This is a genomic window from Pseudomonas sp. (assembly GCF_049300855.1).
GTDB lineage: Bacteria > Pseudomonadota > Gammaproteobacteria > Pseudomonadales > Pseudomonadaceae > Aquipseudomonas.
Genome location: NZ_JBAQKH010000026.1, coordinates 271,527 through 286,047, shown reverse-complemented (window position 1 = coordinate 286,047; position 14,521 = coordinate 271,527). Strand labels below are relative to the sequence as shown.

The following is a 14,521-nucleotide window of genomic DNA, read 5'->3' as shown; positions in this document are numbered from 1 at the left end:
GCGAGCATGTTCTTCAATCGCCACAAATCCGCCGTCGCCGATCTTCAGCGTTCCCTCACCGAACAAGCCGGCCTGCTCGACGCGATCAATCGCTCGATGGCAGTGATCGAGTTCGATCTGGATGGCGTGGTATTGCGCGCCAATGACAATTTTCTCAAGACCATGGGTTACACCGCCGAACAAGCGATCGGCCAGCCCCATCGACGCTTTTGCACACCGGAATTCGGGCGCAGCGCTCAGTACACTGATTTGTGGTCACGCCTGAAAAACGGCCAGTTTCAGTCCGGGACATTCGAGCGGGTCAACAGCAAGGGTCAGCCGATCTGGCTCGAAGCCAGTTACAACCCGATCAAGGATGCCTCGGGACGGGTGGTGAAAGTGGTCAAGTACGCCATGGACGTGACCGCCAAGGTGCAACAGGAAAGCGAGGCCAATGCCAAGTTGCAGGCGATTGACCGGGCGATGGCGGTCATCGAATTCAATCTCGACGGCAGTATTCTCACGGCCAACCAGAATTTTCTGACGCGCATGGGTTACACACTCGCCGAACTCAAAGGTAAACATCACCGTTTGTTCTGCACGCCGGAACTGGTCAATAGCAGTGCCTACGAAGATTTCTGGCGCCGCTTGAATCAGGGCGAGTTTTTCCATGGTCTGTTCGAGCGTGTGGACAAGCGCGGGCAGACCGTGTGGCTCGAGGCCAATTACAACCCGGTCTACGACGCCGCCGGGCGCTTGTGCAAAGTGGTGAAGTTCGCCTCCGATGTCACCGCCCGCGTCGAACAACACGAGCAGGATGCGCGCAGTGCCAGCGCGGCGTATCACATCTCGGTGGCCACACGAAAAGTCGCCGAACAAGGCACTCAGGTGATCCAGCAGGCCGCCAGCGAAATGCGCGAAATCGCCGAGGACATTGCCGGATCGTCGACGTTGATTGCGCAATTGGGTGAGCGCTCAGAGCAGATCACCGCCATCGTCAACACCATCCGCGCGATTGCCGACCAGACCAACCTGCTGGCGCTCAACGCCGCAATCGAGGCCGCGCGAGCCGGTGAACAGGGACGCGGTTTTGCCGTGGTCGCCGATGAAGTGCGACAGCTGGCGGCACGCACCAGCGGGTCGACGGCGGAGATTTCCAGCATGATCAGCCTGATCCAGAACGAGACCCGGCAGGCCATCAAGAGCATGGAGGGCACCCGAGGTCGTGCGGCACAAGGGGTCGAGTTGGCGGATCAGGCAGGCACGGTGATTCTGCAGATTCGTGATGGCGCCAGCGAGGCGGTGGATGCCGTGAGCATGTTTGCCAATGAGCGGGCCCCGGGTTAAAGGCAGGTAGACCGCGTCGTTGCCTTCGCGAGCAAGCTCGCTCCCACAGGGGTTAGGTTGATCACAATATGTGTGAACACCCCGGCTACCTGTGGGAGCGAGCTTGCTCGCGAAGGGGCCGGTCGCCACAGCGCAGAGCTATAGTGACTACACGCCCCACGCCCTGCCGAGTGCATCATGACCACTGAAAAACCCGCAATACCTGAAGCTGCTCCCGTCGATCACCTGCGCTTCCACCGCCCCCACGCCCACCTCAGCACCACTTTCGGCAACGACACCTTCGCCCTGCGCGCCGAGGCGTTTGCGCGGTTCTTCGGCACGCCGACGTTTCTCGGCGCGCAAACCCTGATTGTGTTGTTGTGGGTTTGCCTCAACGTGTTTGGCGTGACCACCTTCGACGTTTACCCGTTCATCCTGCTGAACCTCGCTTTCAGCCTGCAATCGGCCTACGCCGCGCCGCTGATTCTGCTCGCACAAACCCGTCAGGCCGCCCGCGACAAGGCACAGGCGGATGCCGACGCGCTACACCGTGAAGCGCTGGCACAAGCCAATACCGAGCGCCAGGCCCAGGCCGCGAAGAACACCGCACAGTTGCTGGAACTGCTGGAGCAGAACACCCGCCTGACCGAGATGACCAAAAGCCTGACTGAACGCATCGAATGTCTGACCCGCGAAATGCACGAGCACATGCACGTGAATCCGCAGCGCTGATCACGGCAAACGCAGCGCTCGCCCCAGTTCGTCGAACAACGTCACCACCGAACGTAACGCCCGGCAATCCGGGCGGGTCAGCAGCCACAGCGCGGTGTCGTATCCGTGCAGCGGCTCGCTCAACGCCTGCAAACCCTCGCTGATCAAAAAGTCCGGTAATGCCGCCACGCCGAGGCCGGCGCGGACCAGTTCGGTGACCGCCAACATGCTGTTGCAGCGATACCCCGGCATCACGCCGGGCAATTGCTGGCGGCGCCAAGCGACGGTCGGGTGATCGGGCAGGAAGTCGTCCGGAGCGATCCAGGTCAGCGCGGCCAGATCGCCCGGATCGACGTTCTGCAAATAGCGTGTACTGGCGCAGACTCGGTAGGAAATCTTCGCCAGTTGCCGTCCGACCAAGTGCTCCGGTGGTGTACGCGTCAAGCGCAGGGCAATGTCGGCATCGCGACGGCTGAGGTTGGCGAAATCGTTGGAGGTGCTCAGCTCAAGGGTCAGCGCCGGATAATTGGGCATGAATTGCGCCAACGCCGGCAGCAACAAACCTTGCAACACCGAATCGGTGCAGGTCAGGCGCACCGTGCCGCTGACCACTTCACCGCCCTGCTCCACGCCAATGCGCGCGGCTTCGAGCGCCTGTTCGGCGCGTTCGGCCTGCTCGCCTAGCGTCTGCGCGAGGGTTGTCGGCAAATAGCCGGCGCGGCTTTTTTCGAACAGTTGCTGACCGAGTGCGGCTTCAAGACGCCGCACCGCGCGAAATACCGTGGAGACGTCTACTTTCAACAGCTGCGCTGCCCGGGCCAGCGAGCCGCCACGCACCAGGGCCAGAATCAGGGCCAGATCGGGATAGTCGAGCTGATAGTGCGTCGCTGCATTAATCACTTGGGGAAATGCCCATGTTGAGTGCGTGAGCGCCAATCTATAGTGAGTGCCATCATTCAACAAGCGCAGGGAATCCCATGGAAAATAGCGCCCTCCGTATCGCCCTGATCGGCGATTACGACCCGCAAGTCACCGCTCACCAAGCCATTCCTGTCGCCCTCGGTCTGGTCGGCGAACACCTCAACCGCAACGTGCAATTCGAATGGTTGCCCACCGAGCAGATCCACGCCGATACGCCGCTCGGCGGTTTCGACGGTTTCTGGTGCGTACCGGCCAGCCCTTACAAAAGCGAAGCCGGCGCATTGCGGGCGATCCGTTTTGCCCGCGAACAACAGCGCCCTTTCCTTGGCACCTGCGGCGGTTTTCAACATGCGGTGCTGGAGTTTTCCCGCCACGTACTGGGTTGGGCTGATGCGGAACATGGTGAAACGTCGCCCGATTCCGAGCGCGCGGTGCTCACGCCGCTGACCTGTTCGCTGGTCGAAGCGCTGGACAGCATTCACCTGGTGCCCGGTTCGTTGATCGCCAGGGCGTACGAAACGTCGCAGATTCGTGAAGGCTATCGCTGCCGCTTCGGTGTGAATCCGCTGTTCGAACGGCAACTGTTGAACGATCGCCTACAAGCGGTGGGGCATGATTCGTCAGGGGATTTGCGTGCGATTGAACTCAAGGATCATCCATTCTTTGTGGCGACGTTGTTTCAACCAGAGCGCGCGGCGCTCAAAGGGCAGATGCCGCCGCTGGTGCGCGCGTTTGTTGAAGCTTGCGGAGAGCCGCGTTGATGGCTGCTTGCTTTGCGGTGATTTTTACCTCGACTCGCACCGAGGGTGACAACGGCTATGCCGAGGCGGCTGAGCGCATGGCTGCCTTGGTCAGTGAGCAGCCGGGGTTCCTTGGGGTGGAGTCGGTTCGCGGTGCGGATGGTGTCGGGATTACGGTGTCGTATTGGGACAGCGAAGCGGCAATTCTGGCGTGGCGGCAGCATCCTGAGCATCGGCTGATTCAAGCGCGTGGGCGCTCGGAATGGTATTCGGCGTTTCATACGCGGGTGTGTCGGGTCGAGCGGGAGTATCAGTTCGGCCTGTGATATTGGTGGCGAATTCACCGGCCTCATCGCTGGCAAGCCAGCTCCCACAGGTTATGCGCGGCTCGGAGGATTACATCGTACCTGTGGGAGCTGGCTTGCCAGCGATGGGGCCAGTACAGCCACTACAAAATCTCAGCCGCGCACCAGACTGCGCACCGCCTCAATCTCCGGCACTTCAACCTTGCTCATATAAACGCGCAACGGCTCGGTGATGTTGATGCGGTCATCGATGTTCTGATCCAGCAACAACTGAATCAACTCGCGCTTAAGCGTCATGGTCTGCGCTGTCGTCGGCGCCCAGACGAATTCATTCACAGGAATAATGCCGTCATCGGCCACGTCCATGCCGAACGAATCCTCGCTGAAGCGCACGATGTACTGAGCGGTTTTGCGGTTGAGGCCGACAAACCCCTTGAGATCGTCGGCGGCCTGGCAGATGAGTTGGGAGGTGATGCGCATGGTAAACCTCACGAAAAATGATCGATGGTTTACACGCAGGGCAACGGAGCGGCGCGCCCTCTGCCGGAGCGTCTGCCGTGGGCAAGCGTACTGCAAACGGCGCCACAAAAGTGCAGGAAAAATCGCTTTTAATACGTTTATGTCGGTCTGGCGATAGCACGTAATCGATTCAGTTGTTAAAAGGTACGTCTTTGAAAATGCCCTGCGAAAGGAACTCGAACATGCCCGCCACTTTCACCAAAAGCGCTCTGGTCCTGAGCCTGCTGCTCGGCCTCGGTCAGGCGCACGCCGCCAGCCAGACTGATCCGAATGCAGTCGCTGCCGCCAACGGCATCCCGCACCCGGCGGTGATTGCTCACCGTGGCGCGTCCTTCGATGCACCGGAATCCACGGCGGCGTCCTACAAACTGGCGCGTGATCTGGGCGCCGATTACCTGGAAATGGATTTGCAGCGCAGCAAGGACGGCGTGCTGTTCGCCCTGCACGACAACAACCTGCAACGCACCACTGACGTCGCCAGCAAGTTCCCGGAGCGCAAGGACAGCCCGGCCAATGCCTTCACCATGGCCGAGCTGAAAACCCTCGACGCCGGTAGCTGGTACAACAAGGCCTACCCGGATCGCGCGCGCCCGACTTACGCCGGGCTGAAGATTCTGACCCTCGATGAAATCATCGACATCGCCCAGGCCAACCCGCAACACAAACCGGGCCTGTACATCGAAACCAAAGAGCCGCAGCTGTTTCCCGGGATCGAAAAAGACCTCAAGGAAAAACTGCAGGACCGCGGCTGGCTGAGCCCGGCCGGTTCGAAACTGGCGAAAAGCGCACTGGGCGTCGGTCAGGGCAAAGGCAAAGTGATCCTGCAAACGTTCGAGAAAAACAGCCTCGAACTGCTGGAAAAAGAAATGCCGCAAGTGCCGAAAATCCTCCTGCTGTGGGTCGGCGAAGGCAGCATCGAGCCGAAATCGAAAGTGACCTTTGCCGAGTCCGGCGAGAAGGACAAAAACGTTTTCTACGGCAAACAAGAGCCGAAGTCTGAAGCCGAGTTCAAGCAATGGGTGGACTACGCCAAGGCCCAGGGTGCCATCGGCACTGGCCCGTCGGCGAAGTTGACCAAGGGTGGCGACCAGAGCTATTCGGATCTGGTGCAACCGTGGATGAATAAATACACCCACGATCAAGGCCTGCTGGTGCACGTCTACACCGTCGACGAGCCAGTGGACTTCGAGAAAGTCATGGCCGCCGGTGTCGACGGCATCTTCACCAACCGTGCCAGCGAACTGTTGAAGTTCTATAAACGCCCGGCGGCCGCCAGTGTTGAGCAAGTGTTGAAGAACAACGGCTTCTGAGTGAGCGCACACACCGAGTGGACAGGCCGCCTCTGGCTGGGGCACGACTATGGCCTGATCCACGGAGTGTCGGGGCGCACTGCGCCCCATTGCCACTATGCCCATCAAATCATCCTCGCCCCTGAGCGACCGGCCACGGTGTGGCTCGAGGGCGAAACCGTCAGCAGCTCTCGGCTGTTGATTGCTTCCAATGTGCCTCATGCGATTGTTGAAGCGCCGGATCCGCTGTTTAGCGTTTATGCAGAGCCGTTGCTGTTCGAAGCGGCGACACTGCGTGAAGCCGTTTTCAACGCCGAACTGTCTTTAACCGCACTCGATCTCGCGCTACGCCAATGCCCGCGCCGCTCGTTGCATGATCCGCGCATCACACGTGCACTGGCCGCCGTCGACGCCTCGCTGGGCAGCAAAGTCGCCGCCCGCTCGGTGGCCGACACGGCAAATTTGTCCCTGAGCCAATTGCAGCGATTGCTGGTCGATCAGGTCGGTTTGCCGGTGCGCAGACTGGTGCTGTGGCGGCGCTTGCGCATGGCCATGGCTGCGATTCTGGCGGGCAGCCCGGTGACCACCGCTGCGCACGCTGCCGGGTTTGCCGATTCGGCGCACTTCTCACGCAGCCTGAAAAAACTCTTCGGGGTCACTGCTCGTCAGGCGCTTCAACACATCGAGTTGAAGCTTTTGAGCTGATTCAGCGGCGCAGCGCCGCGGGCACTGTCGGTTCGCGAGCCAACGTTACCGAGTCAAAAGGATCAAGCAATTGCGCCAGGTAATTCCTGGGAAAATCCGGGCGACTGCCAATGCCCAGATCGCCCTGCCCGATCCGATACTCATCGGTGTAAAAACCAGTGCCCAGCAGCCAATCCCACACGTTGAAGAACAGACCGAAATTGACGTCACCGGCGCGCCCGTACTTCATGTGATGAAAGCGATGCAGCGGCGCCCAGGCGAAAATCCAGCGGAGGAAACCGAGGCGCATGTCGACGTTGGAATGCTGCAGCAACAGTTGGATCGCGATGGCAAACGCCAGCAACGTCGCCACTTGCAAAGGAATGCCCAGCACCAACAACGGCAACAGCCCCGCCGACGCTTCGAGCAATTGATGCAACGGATGCTTCATCAAACCGTTGAAACCGTAGAGCCGTTCAACACTGTGATGCACCGCGTGTAATCGCCACAGCCACGCCACGCGATGGCTGGCGTAATGCATCAGGCTGATGCCGGCGTCAGCAATGAAAATCGCCAGCCCCAGTTGCAACCACAACGGCCAACCGCTTGGCCACACGCCGTCAATCGCCAGCAACGCCACCAGCCCGGGCAATGCGAGCAGGCCCAGCGCACTCAACGCTTCGTTGACCAGCGCATGCAAGATGTCGCGTCGGCGATCACCGGCCGGACGGTTCCAGACTGTCTCATAGGGCAGCAGCCATTCCGCCGTGAACGACACCGCCAGCGCCGCACCAAACAGCGGCAACAGCCATGCCGTCGAGCACTGCGCCAGCCATAACCCACCGCCAATAAAACCGCCCCAGAACAGCGGCGCGTACAACCGGGCAACGATACGTTTCATGTGCACCTCCATTGATCGAGGGCACAGCATGAAAGCTTGCGGCGTGGGCTAATTGAACAAACGACGCAACCGAACGGCGCGTTTTAAGGGTGAATTAAGTTGCGCTGTTTAATCTGAACCCACTGAAACAGCACACCCGCTTAGACAAACACCTAAAGGATTGAACCGATGAAAACTTTGACTGCCCTGTTTACCGCTGCCGCCCTGACCCTCACCGCTGGCCTGGCCCAGGCTGATGTCCGCGTTGACCAGATCCCGCAACTGGTCAAGGAAGGCAAGATCAAGTCGCTGGAGTCGATGAACGCCGAAGCGTTGAAGCTGCACCCGGGTGCGACTATTACTGACACTGACCTGGATAACCACTTCAATGGTTATGAGTATGAAGTTGAGCTGCGTTTGGCCGATGGCACTGAATGGGATGTCGACTTCGACGCCACCACCGGCAAAGTGCTGAGCAACAAGCAAGACACCTGATAGCGCGAATATAAGGAGCCGCACGATTGCAAGATCGTGCGGCTTTTTTGTGTTCGGCTTTTTTGATGTGTTGTCAGTGAAATTTTCTCCCCCTCACCCCAGCCCTCTCCCCCAAGGGGGCGAGGGGGAAAGGGAGCCGATCGGGGGCTATTCAAGACCTGAGTTCGACTTGATATTTCAGGTCGGCGTAACTCACATAATCACCACGGTCAGTCCCCTCTCCCTTTGGGAGAGGGCTAGGGTGAGGGGAAAAGGCATCACACCGAGGTGCTGACCAGCGAACCCGAAGTGCTCGAGTCGGAATCCTGCAACGCCTGCAACAGCGAGGCTGTTGCGGTTGACAGAGAAGCCGAGGTGGCAGTGATCTGCGCTTGTGCGGAGGCTACTTCGGCAGCCTTGGCATCCGAACTTTCCTGCTTCGCCTGCGCCGCTTGCAACGCCTGCTGCTGTTCCTGCAATTGCTTCTGCAGTTCGGCAATCTGCTTGCGCAGTTCTTTCACCGAATCCGATTCTTCACTGCTGCTGGAATTGCTGCCGCCCGCCGGAGCGGCCCCACCACCGGCGGCGACTTTACCGGTATCGGCCGTCGTGCCCGTGCTGGCGATTGCTGAGGTAGACGTGTCGTCACCAACGTCACTGATCGAGGTTTTGCTGGTGGGCGTGGTGACGGTCTGATTGATCGAAACAGAAGTGATGCTGACCATGGGAATACTCCAATGCCGGTTATAGATAACCGGTCATCGACCACGCCCGCCTCGATTTGAGATCGACTGTGTACCGACTCGGTATCCGAACCGGTACACGTCCAATCGCCTCAGGCGCTCAAGCGCGCGGTGACTTCGTTCAGTTGCCCCGACAGGCTGTGCAGGTTCTGGCTGGCGCTTTCGGTGCGCTGCACGTTGTCGAGGTTGGTGCTGGCGATCGAGGTGATCTCGGTGAGGTTGCGCGAGATGTCTTCGGCAACCGAGGTCTGCTCTTCGGCTGCGGTAGCGATCTGACGGTTCATGTCGCGGATCGCTTCCACGGCGTGGGTAATGCGCTCCAGCATCGCGCCGGCCTGAGTCACTTGCTCGACACTTTCGTCACTGCGTGTCTGGCCGCTGTCGATGGCTTGCGCCGCATCCACCGCGCCGGTCTGCACGCTGTGAATGATCTGGTTGATCTCGATGATCGACTCGGCGGTGCGTTGTGCGAGGTTGCGCACTTCATCGGCGACCACGGCAAAACCACGCCCGGCCTCACCGGCGCGCGCCGCTTCGATCGCAGCGTTGAGCGCCAGCAGGTTGGTCTGCTCGGCGATGCCGCGAATCACTTCCAGCACTTTGCCAATGCGGCCGCTGTCAGCTTCCAGGCGACGAATCACTGTAGCGGTGTTGGCGATTTCGCCGCGCATCTGCGTGATCGAGTGGATGGTGCTCTGCATGACCTTTTCACCCTGTTGGGCAGACTGGTCGGCATCGTCGGCTGCACGCGCAGCATCAGCGGCGTGACGCGCGACTTCTTGCGCGGTGGCGGACATTTCGTTCATCGCCGTGGCCACCTGATCAGTGCGGTTGAACTGCTCGTTGGTGCCGCCGGCCATGGTCGTGGCGATTGCATTCAACTCACCGCTGGCGCTGTCCAGATCCGACGCGCTGCGTTGCAAACGGGTGAAGGTGTCGGCGAGGAAATCACGCAGGGTGTTGGCGGCAGCGGCGAGGTTGCCCAATTCATCCTGACGGTCGCTGACCACACGTTCGGCCAGTTTGCCGCGACTCAATTGAGTGACGTAATCGATCAGCTTGCGGATCGGCTCGACCAGATTGCGGTTGACCAGCCACAGGCTCAGCAGGCCGATCAACAGGCCCGACGCGAGCATCACCAGCAGACCAAACAACACCGTGCGGTCAGCCTCGGCACTGATCAGCGCCGACTGCTCTGTCCCCTGCTTGCGCAATTGGGCGACCAGTTCGCTCATCTGATCGCTGGTGGCACGATCGACGCCTTTGACCGCAGTGTCGCCCGCCGTCGGATCGCCACCGGCGGCCACGTAGGCATCGCGGCCCTTCTGATAGGCGGAACCGAGCTGACGATGCTCATCACGCAGACGTTCGATACGGTTTTTCAGGCTCGGCTCGAGGCCTTTCTGGCCGGCCAGTTCGCCGAGGATGTTTTGCACATCGCGCTGACGATCTTCGAACTGCCCCCAATATTTGCTCAGATCCGCCGGTTGCTTGCCGCGCAGCAGGACGTTTTTCCATTCCTGCACCTGCACCTTGAATTGCAGGTTGGCCTCATCGATCAGTTGCGAGGTGTGCAAGGGACCTGCGATCAACTGGCTGTAGCTTTGCACGCCGTTGGACAGGAAATGAAAACAGGCCAGCGCGATCAACAGCATCGCCAGCAGGCTGCCGCTCAGCAGGGCGAGAATTTGCGCTCTCAGGGATTTTTGCAGCATCGAAAGATACTCAGGACAAGGATGAGGCACGCCCGGTAAGGCGTGAAATTGTGCCGGACATCCGTGTCGGCGAGCCTTGGCTCATGGCCAAGCGCGCGCAACGTAACCCAAGCTTGATCGGCGTACCAGAGCGCTTCTTGAAGAAAATCCGACCGTCGGTAAGTTGCTGATTTGACGTCATTTTGCTGTCACACAAACGTCATGTGACATTGCGATGATGCGGCTCAGTGAACCTGCCATTTGCGCGACCGACGCCCCCTCTTCGCAGCGAGCCTTCATGAACCATAGCCTCGATATCAGTCATCGCGATCCTGATCTGTTTGGCCTGCTCTACGGCTTTCGCTTCCTGCCCGGCGAACGTGGCCGCGAAGTCGATTCGGCCACGGCATTGCGCTGTTTGCAGGACGATAGCGACAGCGGTGAATTCCTTTGGCTGCACCTCAATCTGGCGCATGCGGCGTGCGAGCGCTGGATGAAAAGTCACCTGCAATTGCCCGAAGAGTTTTTCGAGGCGCTGCACGAAGGCTCGCGGTCGACGCGCATCGAGCATGTCGACTCGGCGTTGCTGGCGGTGGTCAACGACGTGGTGTTCAACCTGAGCAGCATGGTCTCCTCGGACGTGTCGACGCTGTGGGTTTGCGTGCGCAGCAAACTGATCGTCAGCGCGCGCCTGCAACCGCTGCACTCGGTGGATAAATTGCGCTCGTCGGTGAAGGCCGGCGAGCGTTTTCGTTCGCCATCGGAATTGCTTGTGCATCTACTGCGCGATCAGGGTGAGGTGCTGACGCAGATCGTGCGCAAGACCAGCCTCAGCGTCGATCAGGTCGAGGACGAATTGCTCTCTTCGCGGCTGTCGACCAACCGCGCCGAACTCGGTGCCAACCGCCGCGTGCTAGTGCGTCTGCAACGGCTGTTGGCGCTGGAGCCGGGTTCGTTGCTGCGCCTGCTCAATCGGCCGCCGCCGTGGTTGCAGAAGGAGGACGTCAAGGAACTGCGCAAATCCACCGAGGAGTTTGCGCTGATCATCAACGACCTCACCGCCCTCGGTGAACGGATCAAATTGCTTCAGGAAGAGATCGCCGCCAACCTCAACGAACAGAGCAACCGCACGCTGTTTACCCTGACGGTGGTCACGGTACTGGCGCTGCCGATCAACATCATTGCCGGTTTTTTCGGGATGAATGTGGGCGGCGTGCCGTTATCGCAGGATCCGGAGGGGTTCTGGATATTGGTCGCGCTGGTGGCGACGTTTACCGTGATTGCCGGGCGTTGGGCGTTTCGCAAGCGCGGGGATTATTGACCACAAAACGCAATGCCACCGCAGATCCCCTGTGGGAGCGAGCTTGCTCGCGAAGACGGAGTGTCAGGCACCATCATTGTCGGATGACACACCGCTTTCGCGAGCAAGCTCGCTCCCACAGGGATCTTCGTGGTTCTTTAGATCAGTGGTCGGGCTAATAAAGCAAACACTGATCTATCGCAGTCTCTCTGTAACATTCTGCAATGATCATGGGCGGCACTCCTTCCCTCGCTCAGGATTGTCCGCTCATGGCTACTCCCTCCCTGACCGCCAGCCCCGCGTCCGCCGCCAGCGGCAGGCCAGCCCTCGACAAGAAAACCGGCCCGTTTACCTACGTGATCTTTTTCGCCGTGCTGGCGATGGGAATGCTCTTCACCGCTTACAGCCTGATGCACGACATGCACGAACTCGGTACGGTGGTGACCACCTGGACGCCGTTCCTGCTGCTCGGCGTGGCGTTGTTGATTGCGCTGGGCTTTGAGTTCGTCAACGGTTTCCACGACACCGCCAACGCCGTCGCGACGGTGATCTACACCCACTCGCTGCCGCCGAATGTCGCGGTGGTCTGGTCGGGGTTCTTCAACTTCCTCGGCGTGCTGCTGTCGAGTGGCGCAGTGGCGTTCGGCATCATTGCCTTGCTGCCGGTGGAGCTGATTCTGCAGGTCGGTTCGTCTGCCGGTTTCGCGATGATCTTCGCCCTGTTGATCGCGGCGATTCTGTGGAACCTCGGCACCTGGTGGCTGGGTTTGCCGGCGTCGTCGTCACACACCTTGATCGGTTCGATTATCGGCGTCGGCGTGGCCAACGCCTTGATGCATGGCCGCGACGGCACCAGCGGTGTCGACTGGGCACAGGCGACCAAGATTGGTTACGCGCTGCTGCTGTCGCCGCTGGTGGGTTTCGGTTGTGCGGCGTTGTTGTTGCTGGCGCTGCGTGCGTTCGTGAAGAATCGTTCGCTGTATAAAGCGCCGGAAGGCAACGCGCCGCCACCGTGGTGGATTCGCGGTTTGCTGATTCTGACCTGTACCGGCGTGTCCTTCGCTCACGGCTCCAACGACGGCCAAAAAGGCATGGGCCTGATCATGTTGATTCTGGTCGGCACGTTGCCGATGGCTTACGCCTTGAACCGCACGATGCCGGAAGAGCAATCGCTGCAGTTCGCCGCCGTGGCGCAGGTCACCCAGCAAGCGCTGGTGAAAAGTGCACCGCTGCCGACGCCCGCCGATCCGCGTGCAGTGCTCTCCGACTACGTGCGCAGCAAGGACGCCACGCCGCAACTGATCCCGGCCCTCGCCGCCCTCACCGGGCACATCGGCGAAGAAGTCAGAGGCTACGGTTCGCTGGCGAAAGTCCCGGCTGAAGCCATGGGCAACGTGCGGAATGACATGTACCTGGCCAGTGAAAGCATTCGCCTGATGGACAAGAACAAGGTCGGCAATTTCGACGCCGATACCAGCAGCAAACTGCAACTGTTCAAGCAACAGATCGACAACGCCACACGGTTTATTCCGCTGTGGGTGAAGATCGCCGTGGCCATCGCGCTGGGGCTGGGCACCATGGTCGGCTGGAAGCGGATTGTGGTGACGGTCGGCGAGAAGATCGGCAAGACCCACCTGACGTATGCGCAAGGAGCCTCGGCGGAAACCGTGGCCATGCTGACCATCGGCGCGGCGGACATGTTTGGTTTGCCGGTGTCGACCACGCATGTGTTGTCCTCGGGTGTGGCCGGGACCATGGTCGCTAACGGTGGCGGGTTGCAGATGAAGACCATCCGCAATCTGTTGATGGCGTGGGTGCTGACGCTGCCGGCGGCGATCCTGCTGTCGGGCAGCCTGTACTGGCTGTTCACCCAAATCTTCTAACCGCACAACTATCCTTGTGGGAGCGAGCTTGCTCGCGAAAGCGCTGGATCAGTCAACTCTGAATTGACTGACACGCCGTCTTCGCGAGCAAGCTCGCTCCCACATTGGTTTTGTATTCAGGTTCAGAGCGCAGAGCGAATCAGATCGCCCAGCCAATCCATAAACACCCGCACCCGCAGTGGCAAATGCCGTTGCCGCGCATACAGCAATGAAATCCCCATCGCCGGCGCCGTGAATTGCGGCAACACCGTCACCAGTTCACCGTTATCCAGATGCGGTTGCATGCCGGTGCGCGGCACCTGCGTCAGACCGAAGCCGCCGAGGCACGCCGACTCGTAAGCGTCAGTGCTGTTGACCGTAATGCTGCCTGCCATCGGCAAGCGTTGCACCTGTCCGCCCTCCTCGTACACAAAGCCTTCCGAACGCGACCCCAGCACACCGACGTAATGCACCAATCGATGCTGCGCGAGATCTTCCAGCGACTGCGGCACCCCGTAGCGTTCGAGGTACGCGGGGCTGGCGCAGTTGACCATGGGGAAGTCACCGAGGTGCCGCGCGACCACCGATTGATCCGGTTGCGCGCCAATCCTCACCACGCAATCGAAGCCTTCGCTGAGCAGGTCGACGCGGCGGTCGGTGGTGCTGATTTCCAGTTCCAGATTCGGGTGGCGAGCCATGAATTGCGGCAGGCACGGCATGACCAGACGCCGCGCCAGAATGTTCGGCAGGTCGACCCGAATGCGCCCGGTCAGCGACGCCTCGTCCTGGCGGAACAAGCCTTCGATCTCGTCCATGTGCGAGAGCAGATCCTTGCTGCGTTCGTACAGCACCAGACCGTCCTGAGTGGCCTGCACCTTGCGTGTGGTGCGTTGCAGCAGGCGTGTGCCAAGCAGCGCTTCAAGCGCTTGCACATGCTCGGAAACGGTCGATCGCGGGAGACCGAGATTTTCCCCCGCCAGGGTAAAACTCGACAGCTCGCTGACACGGACGAAGGTGCGCAGCAGTTCCAGTTTGTTCATGGGCCACCCGTTGATTGTTCGGTTCAAGCGATCAGTGATTCCGCTTTCAGTCTG

15 protein-coding genes and 1 pseudogene are annotated in these 14,521 nt (G+C 60.2%); 10 read left to right on the top strand and 6 right to left on the bottom strand.

Features of this window, described 5'->3' with window-relative positions; genetic code table 11:
* Window positions 1–6: 6 nt before the first annotated feature.
* From WA225_RS10885 to WA225_RS10875, 3 genes and pseudogenes are all read left to right on the top strand, one after another.
* Window positions 7–780 (top strand): annotated as a pseudogene (locus tag WA225_RS10885) (PAS domain-containing protein); the annotation flags it as partial.
* A 51-nt stretch (window positions 781–831) separates the two neighbouring features.
* A complete protein-coding gene (locus WA225_RS10880) occupies window positions 832–1,326 on the top strand; it encodes a methyl-accepting chemotaxis protein (RefSeq protein ID WP_422608211.1) in 495 nt (164 codons plus the stop codon).
* Window positions 1,327–1,503: 177 nt separating this feature from the next.
* A complete protein-coding gene (locus WA225_RS10875; RefSeq protein ID WP_422607925.1) occupies window positions 1,504–2,037 on the top strand; it encodes a DUF1003 domain-containing protein in 534 nt (177 codons plus the stop codon).
* Here the strand turns inward: WA225_RS10875 and WA225_RS10870 are convergent, their stop codons facing one another.
* Entirely contained in the window at window positions 2,038–2,979 is a 942-nt protein-coding gene (locus WA225_RS10870; RefSeq protein ID WP_422607924.1) for a LysR family transcriptional regulator, read from the bottom strand.
* 14 nt (window positions 2,980–2,993) lie between these two features.
* Here WA225_RS10870 and WA225_RS10865 point away from each other — a divergent pair, with 14 nt between their 5' ends.
* Both WA225_RS10865 and WA225_RS10860 read left to right on the top strand, forming a co-directional pair.
* Complete coding sequence (locus WA225_RS10865) at window positions 2,994–3,698, top strand: CTP synthase C-terminal region-related (seleno)protein (RefSeq protein WP_422607923.1); 705 nt, start codon at window positions 2,994–2,996, stop codon at window positions 3,696–3,698.
* On the top strand, window positions 3,698–4,003 hold the full coding sequence (locus tag WA225_RS10860; RefSeq protein ID WP_422607922.1) for an antibiotic biosynthesis monooxygenase family protein: 306 nt from the start codon (window positions 3,698–3,700) through the stop codon (window positions 4,001–4,003). Before WA225_RS10865 ends, WA225_RS10860 begins: the two co-directional genes overlap by 1 nt.
* Before the next feature lie 132 nt (window positions 4,004–4,135).
* Here the strand turns inward: WA225_RS10860 and WA225_RS10855 are convergent, their stop codons facing one another.
* On the bottom strand, window positions 4,136–4,462 hold the full coding sequence (locus tag WA225_RS10855) for a DUF2025 family protein (RefSeq protein ID WP_422607921.1): 327 nt from the start codon (window positions 4,460–4,462) through the stop codon (window positions 4,136–4,138).
* A gap of 221 nt (window positions 4,463–4,683) precedes the next feature.
* On the opposite strand from WA225_RS10855, the gene WA225_RS10850 reads away from it, so the two are divergent.
* Window positions 4,684–5,811: a glycerophosphodiester phosphodiesterase gene (locus tag WA225_RS10850; RefSeq protein ID WP_422607920.1), complete on the top strand. Its 1,128-nt coding sequence runs from the start codon at window positions 4,684–4,686 to the stop codon at window positions 5,809–5,811.
* A complete protein-coding gene (locus WA225_RS10845) occupies window positions 5,812–6,495 on the top strand; it encodes a helix-turn-helix domain-containing protein (protein WP_422607919.1) in 684 nt (227 codons plus the stop codon).
* Between the two features lies 1 nt (window position 6,496).
* Here WA225_RS10845 and WA225_RS10840 read toward each other — a convergent pair whose 3' ends face one another.
* Window positions 6,497–7,375: a sterol desaturase family protein gene (locus tag WA225_RS10840; RefSeq protein ID WP_422607918.1), complete on the bottom strand. Its 879-nt coding sequence runs from the start codon at window positions 7,373–7,375 to the stop codon at window positions 6,497–6,499.
* A 168-nt stretch (window positions 7,376–7,543) separates the two neighbouring features.
* Between WA225_RS10840 and WA225_RS10835 the strand changes: the two genes are divergently transcribed.
* Window positions 7,544–7,849: a PepSY domain-containing protein gene (locus tag WA225_RS10835; protein ID WP_422607917.1), complete on the top strand. Its 306-nt coding sequence runs from the start codon at window positions 7,544–7,546 to the stop codon at window positions 7,847–7,849.
* Window positions 7,850–8,106: 257 nt separating this feature from the next.
* On the opposite strand, the gene WA225_RS10830 is transcribed toward WA225_RS10835, so the two are convergent.
* Window positions 8,107–8,553, bottom strand: a complete 447-nt coding sequence (locus WA225_RS10830; RefSeq protein WP_422607916.1) for a hypothetical protein — start codon at window positions 8,551–8,553, stop codon at window positions 8,107–8,109.
* A 110-nt stretch (window positions 8,554–8,663) separates the two neighbouring features.
* Window positions 8,664–10,286: a methyl-accepting chemotaxis protein gene (locus WA225_RS10825; RefSeq protein ID WP_422607915.1), complete on the bottom strand. Its 1,623-nt coding sequence runs from the start codon at window positions 10,284–10,286 to the stop codon at window positions 8,664–8,666.
* Window positions 10,287–10,563: 277 nt separating this feature from the next.
* Here WA225_RS10825 and WA225_RS10820 point away from each other — a divergent pair, with 277 nt between their 5' ends.
* Together WA225_RS10820 and WA225_RS10815 are read left to right on the top strand one after the other, a co-directional pair.
* Window positions 10,564–11,586, top strand: coding sequence for a transporter (locus WA225_RS10820; protein ID WP_095121237.1), 1,023 nt, complete (start codon window positions 10,564–10,566; stop codon window positions 11,584–11,586).
* Between the two features lie 248 nt (window positions 11,587–11,834).
* A complete protein-coding gene (locus WA225_RS10815) occupies window positions 11,835–13,448 on the top strand; it encodes an inorganic phosphate transporter (RefSeq protein ID WP_422607914.1) in 1,614 nt (537 codons plus the stop codon).
* A gap of 122 nt (window positions 13,449–13,570) precedes the next feature.
* Here WA225_RS10815 and WA225_RS10810 read toward each other — a convergent pair whose 3' ends face one another.
* Complete coding sequence (locus tag WA225_RS10810) at window positions 13,571–14,467, bottom strand: LysR family transcriptional regulator (RefSeq protein ID WP_422607913.1); 897 nt, start codon at window positions 14,465–14,467, stop codon at window positions 13,571–13,573.
* Window positions 14,468–14,521: the final 54 nt, after the last annotated feature.

What these genes read in the sequence shown, in the direction of transcription:
- WA225_RS10875 (WP_422607925.1), top strand. Translation starts at nt 1,504, where the DNA reads ATGACCACTGAAAAACCCGCAATACCTGAAGCTGCTCCCGTCGATCAC.
- WA225_RS10865 (WP_422607923.1), top strand. Translation starts at nt 2,994, where the DNA reads ATGGAAAATAGCGCCCTCCGTATCGCCCTGATCGGCGATTACGACCCG.
- WA225_RS10860 (WP_422607922.1), top strand. Translation starts at nt 3,698, where the DNA reads ATGGCTGCTTGCTTTGCGGTGATTTTTACCTCGACTCGCACCGAGGGT.
- WA225_RS10855 (WP_422607921.1), bottom strand. Translation starts at nt 4,462, where the DNA reads ATGCGCATCACCTCCCAACTCATCTGCCAGGCCGCCGACGATCTCAAG.
- WA225_RS10850 (WP_422607920.1), top strand. Translation starts at nt 4,684, where the DNA reads ATGCCCGCCACTTTCACCAAAAGCGCTCTGGTCCTGAGCCTGCTGCTC.
- WA225_RS10840 (WP_422607918.1), bottom strand. Translation starts at nt 7,375, where the DNA reads ATGAAACGTATCGTTGCCCGGTTGTACGCGCCGCTGTTCTGGGGCGGT.
- WA225_RS10835 (WP_422607917.1), top strand. Translation starts at nt 7,544, where the DNA reads ATGAAAACTTTGACTGCCCTGTTTACCGCTGCCGCCCTGACCCTCACC.
- WA225_RS10830 (WP_422607916.1), bottom strand. Translation starts at nt 8,553, where the DNA reads ATGGTCAGCATCACTTCTGTTTCGATCAATCAGACCGTCACCACGCCC.
- WA225_RS10825 (WP_422607915.1), bottom strand. Translation starts at nt 10,286, where the DNA reads ATGCTGCAAAAATCCCTGAGAGCGCAAATTCTCGCCCTGCTGAGCGGC.
- WA225_RS10820 (WP_095121237.1), top strand. Translation starts at nt 10,564, where the DNA reads ATGAACCATAGCCTCGATATCAGTCATCGCGATCCTGATCTGTTTGGC.
- WA225_RS10815 (WP_422607914.1), top strand. Translation starts at nt 11,835, where the DNA reads ATGGCTACTCCCTCCCTGACCGCCAGCCCCGCGTCCGCCGCCAGCGGC.
- WA225_RS10810 (WP_422607913.1), bottom strand. Translation starts at nt 14,467, where the DNA reads ATGAACAAACTGGAACTGCTGCGCACCTTCGTCCGTGTCAGCGAGCTG.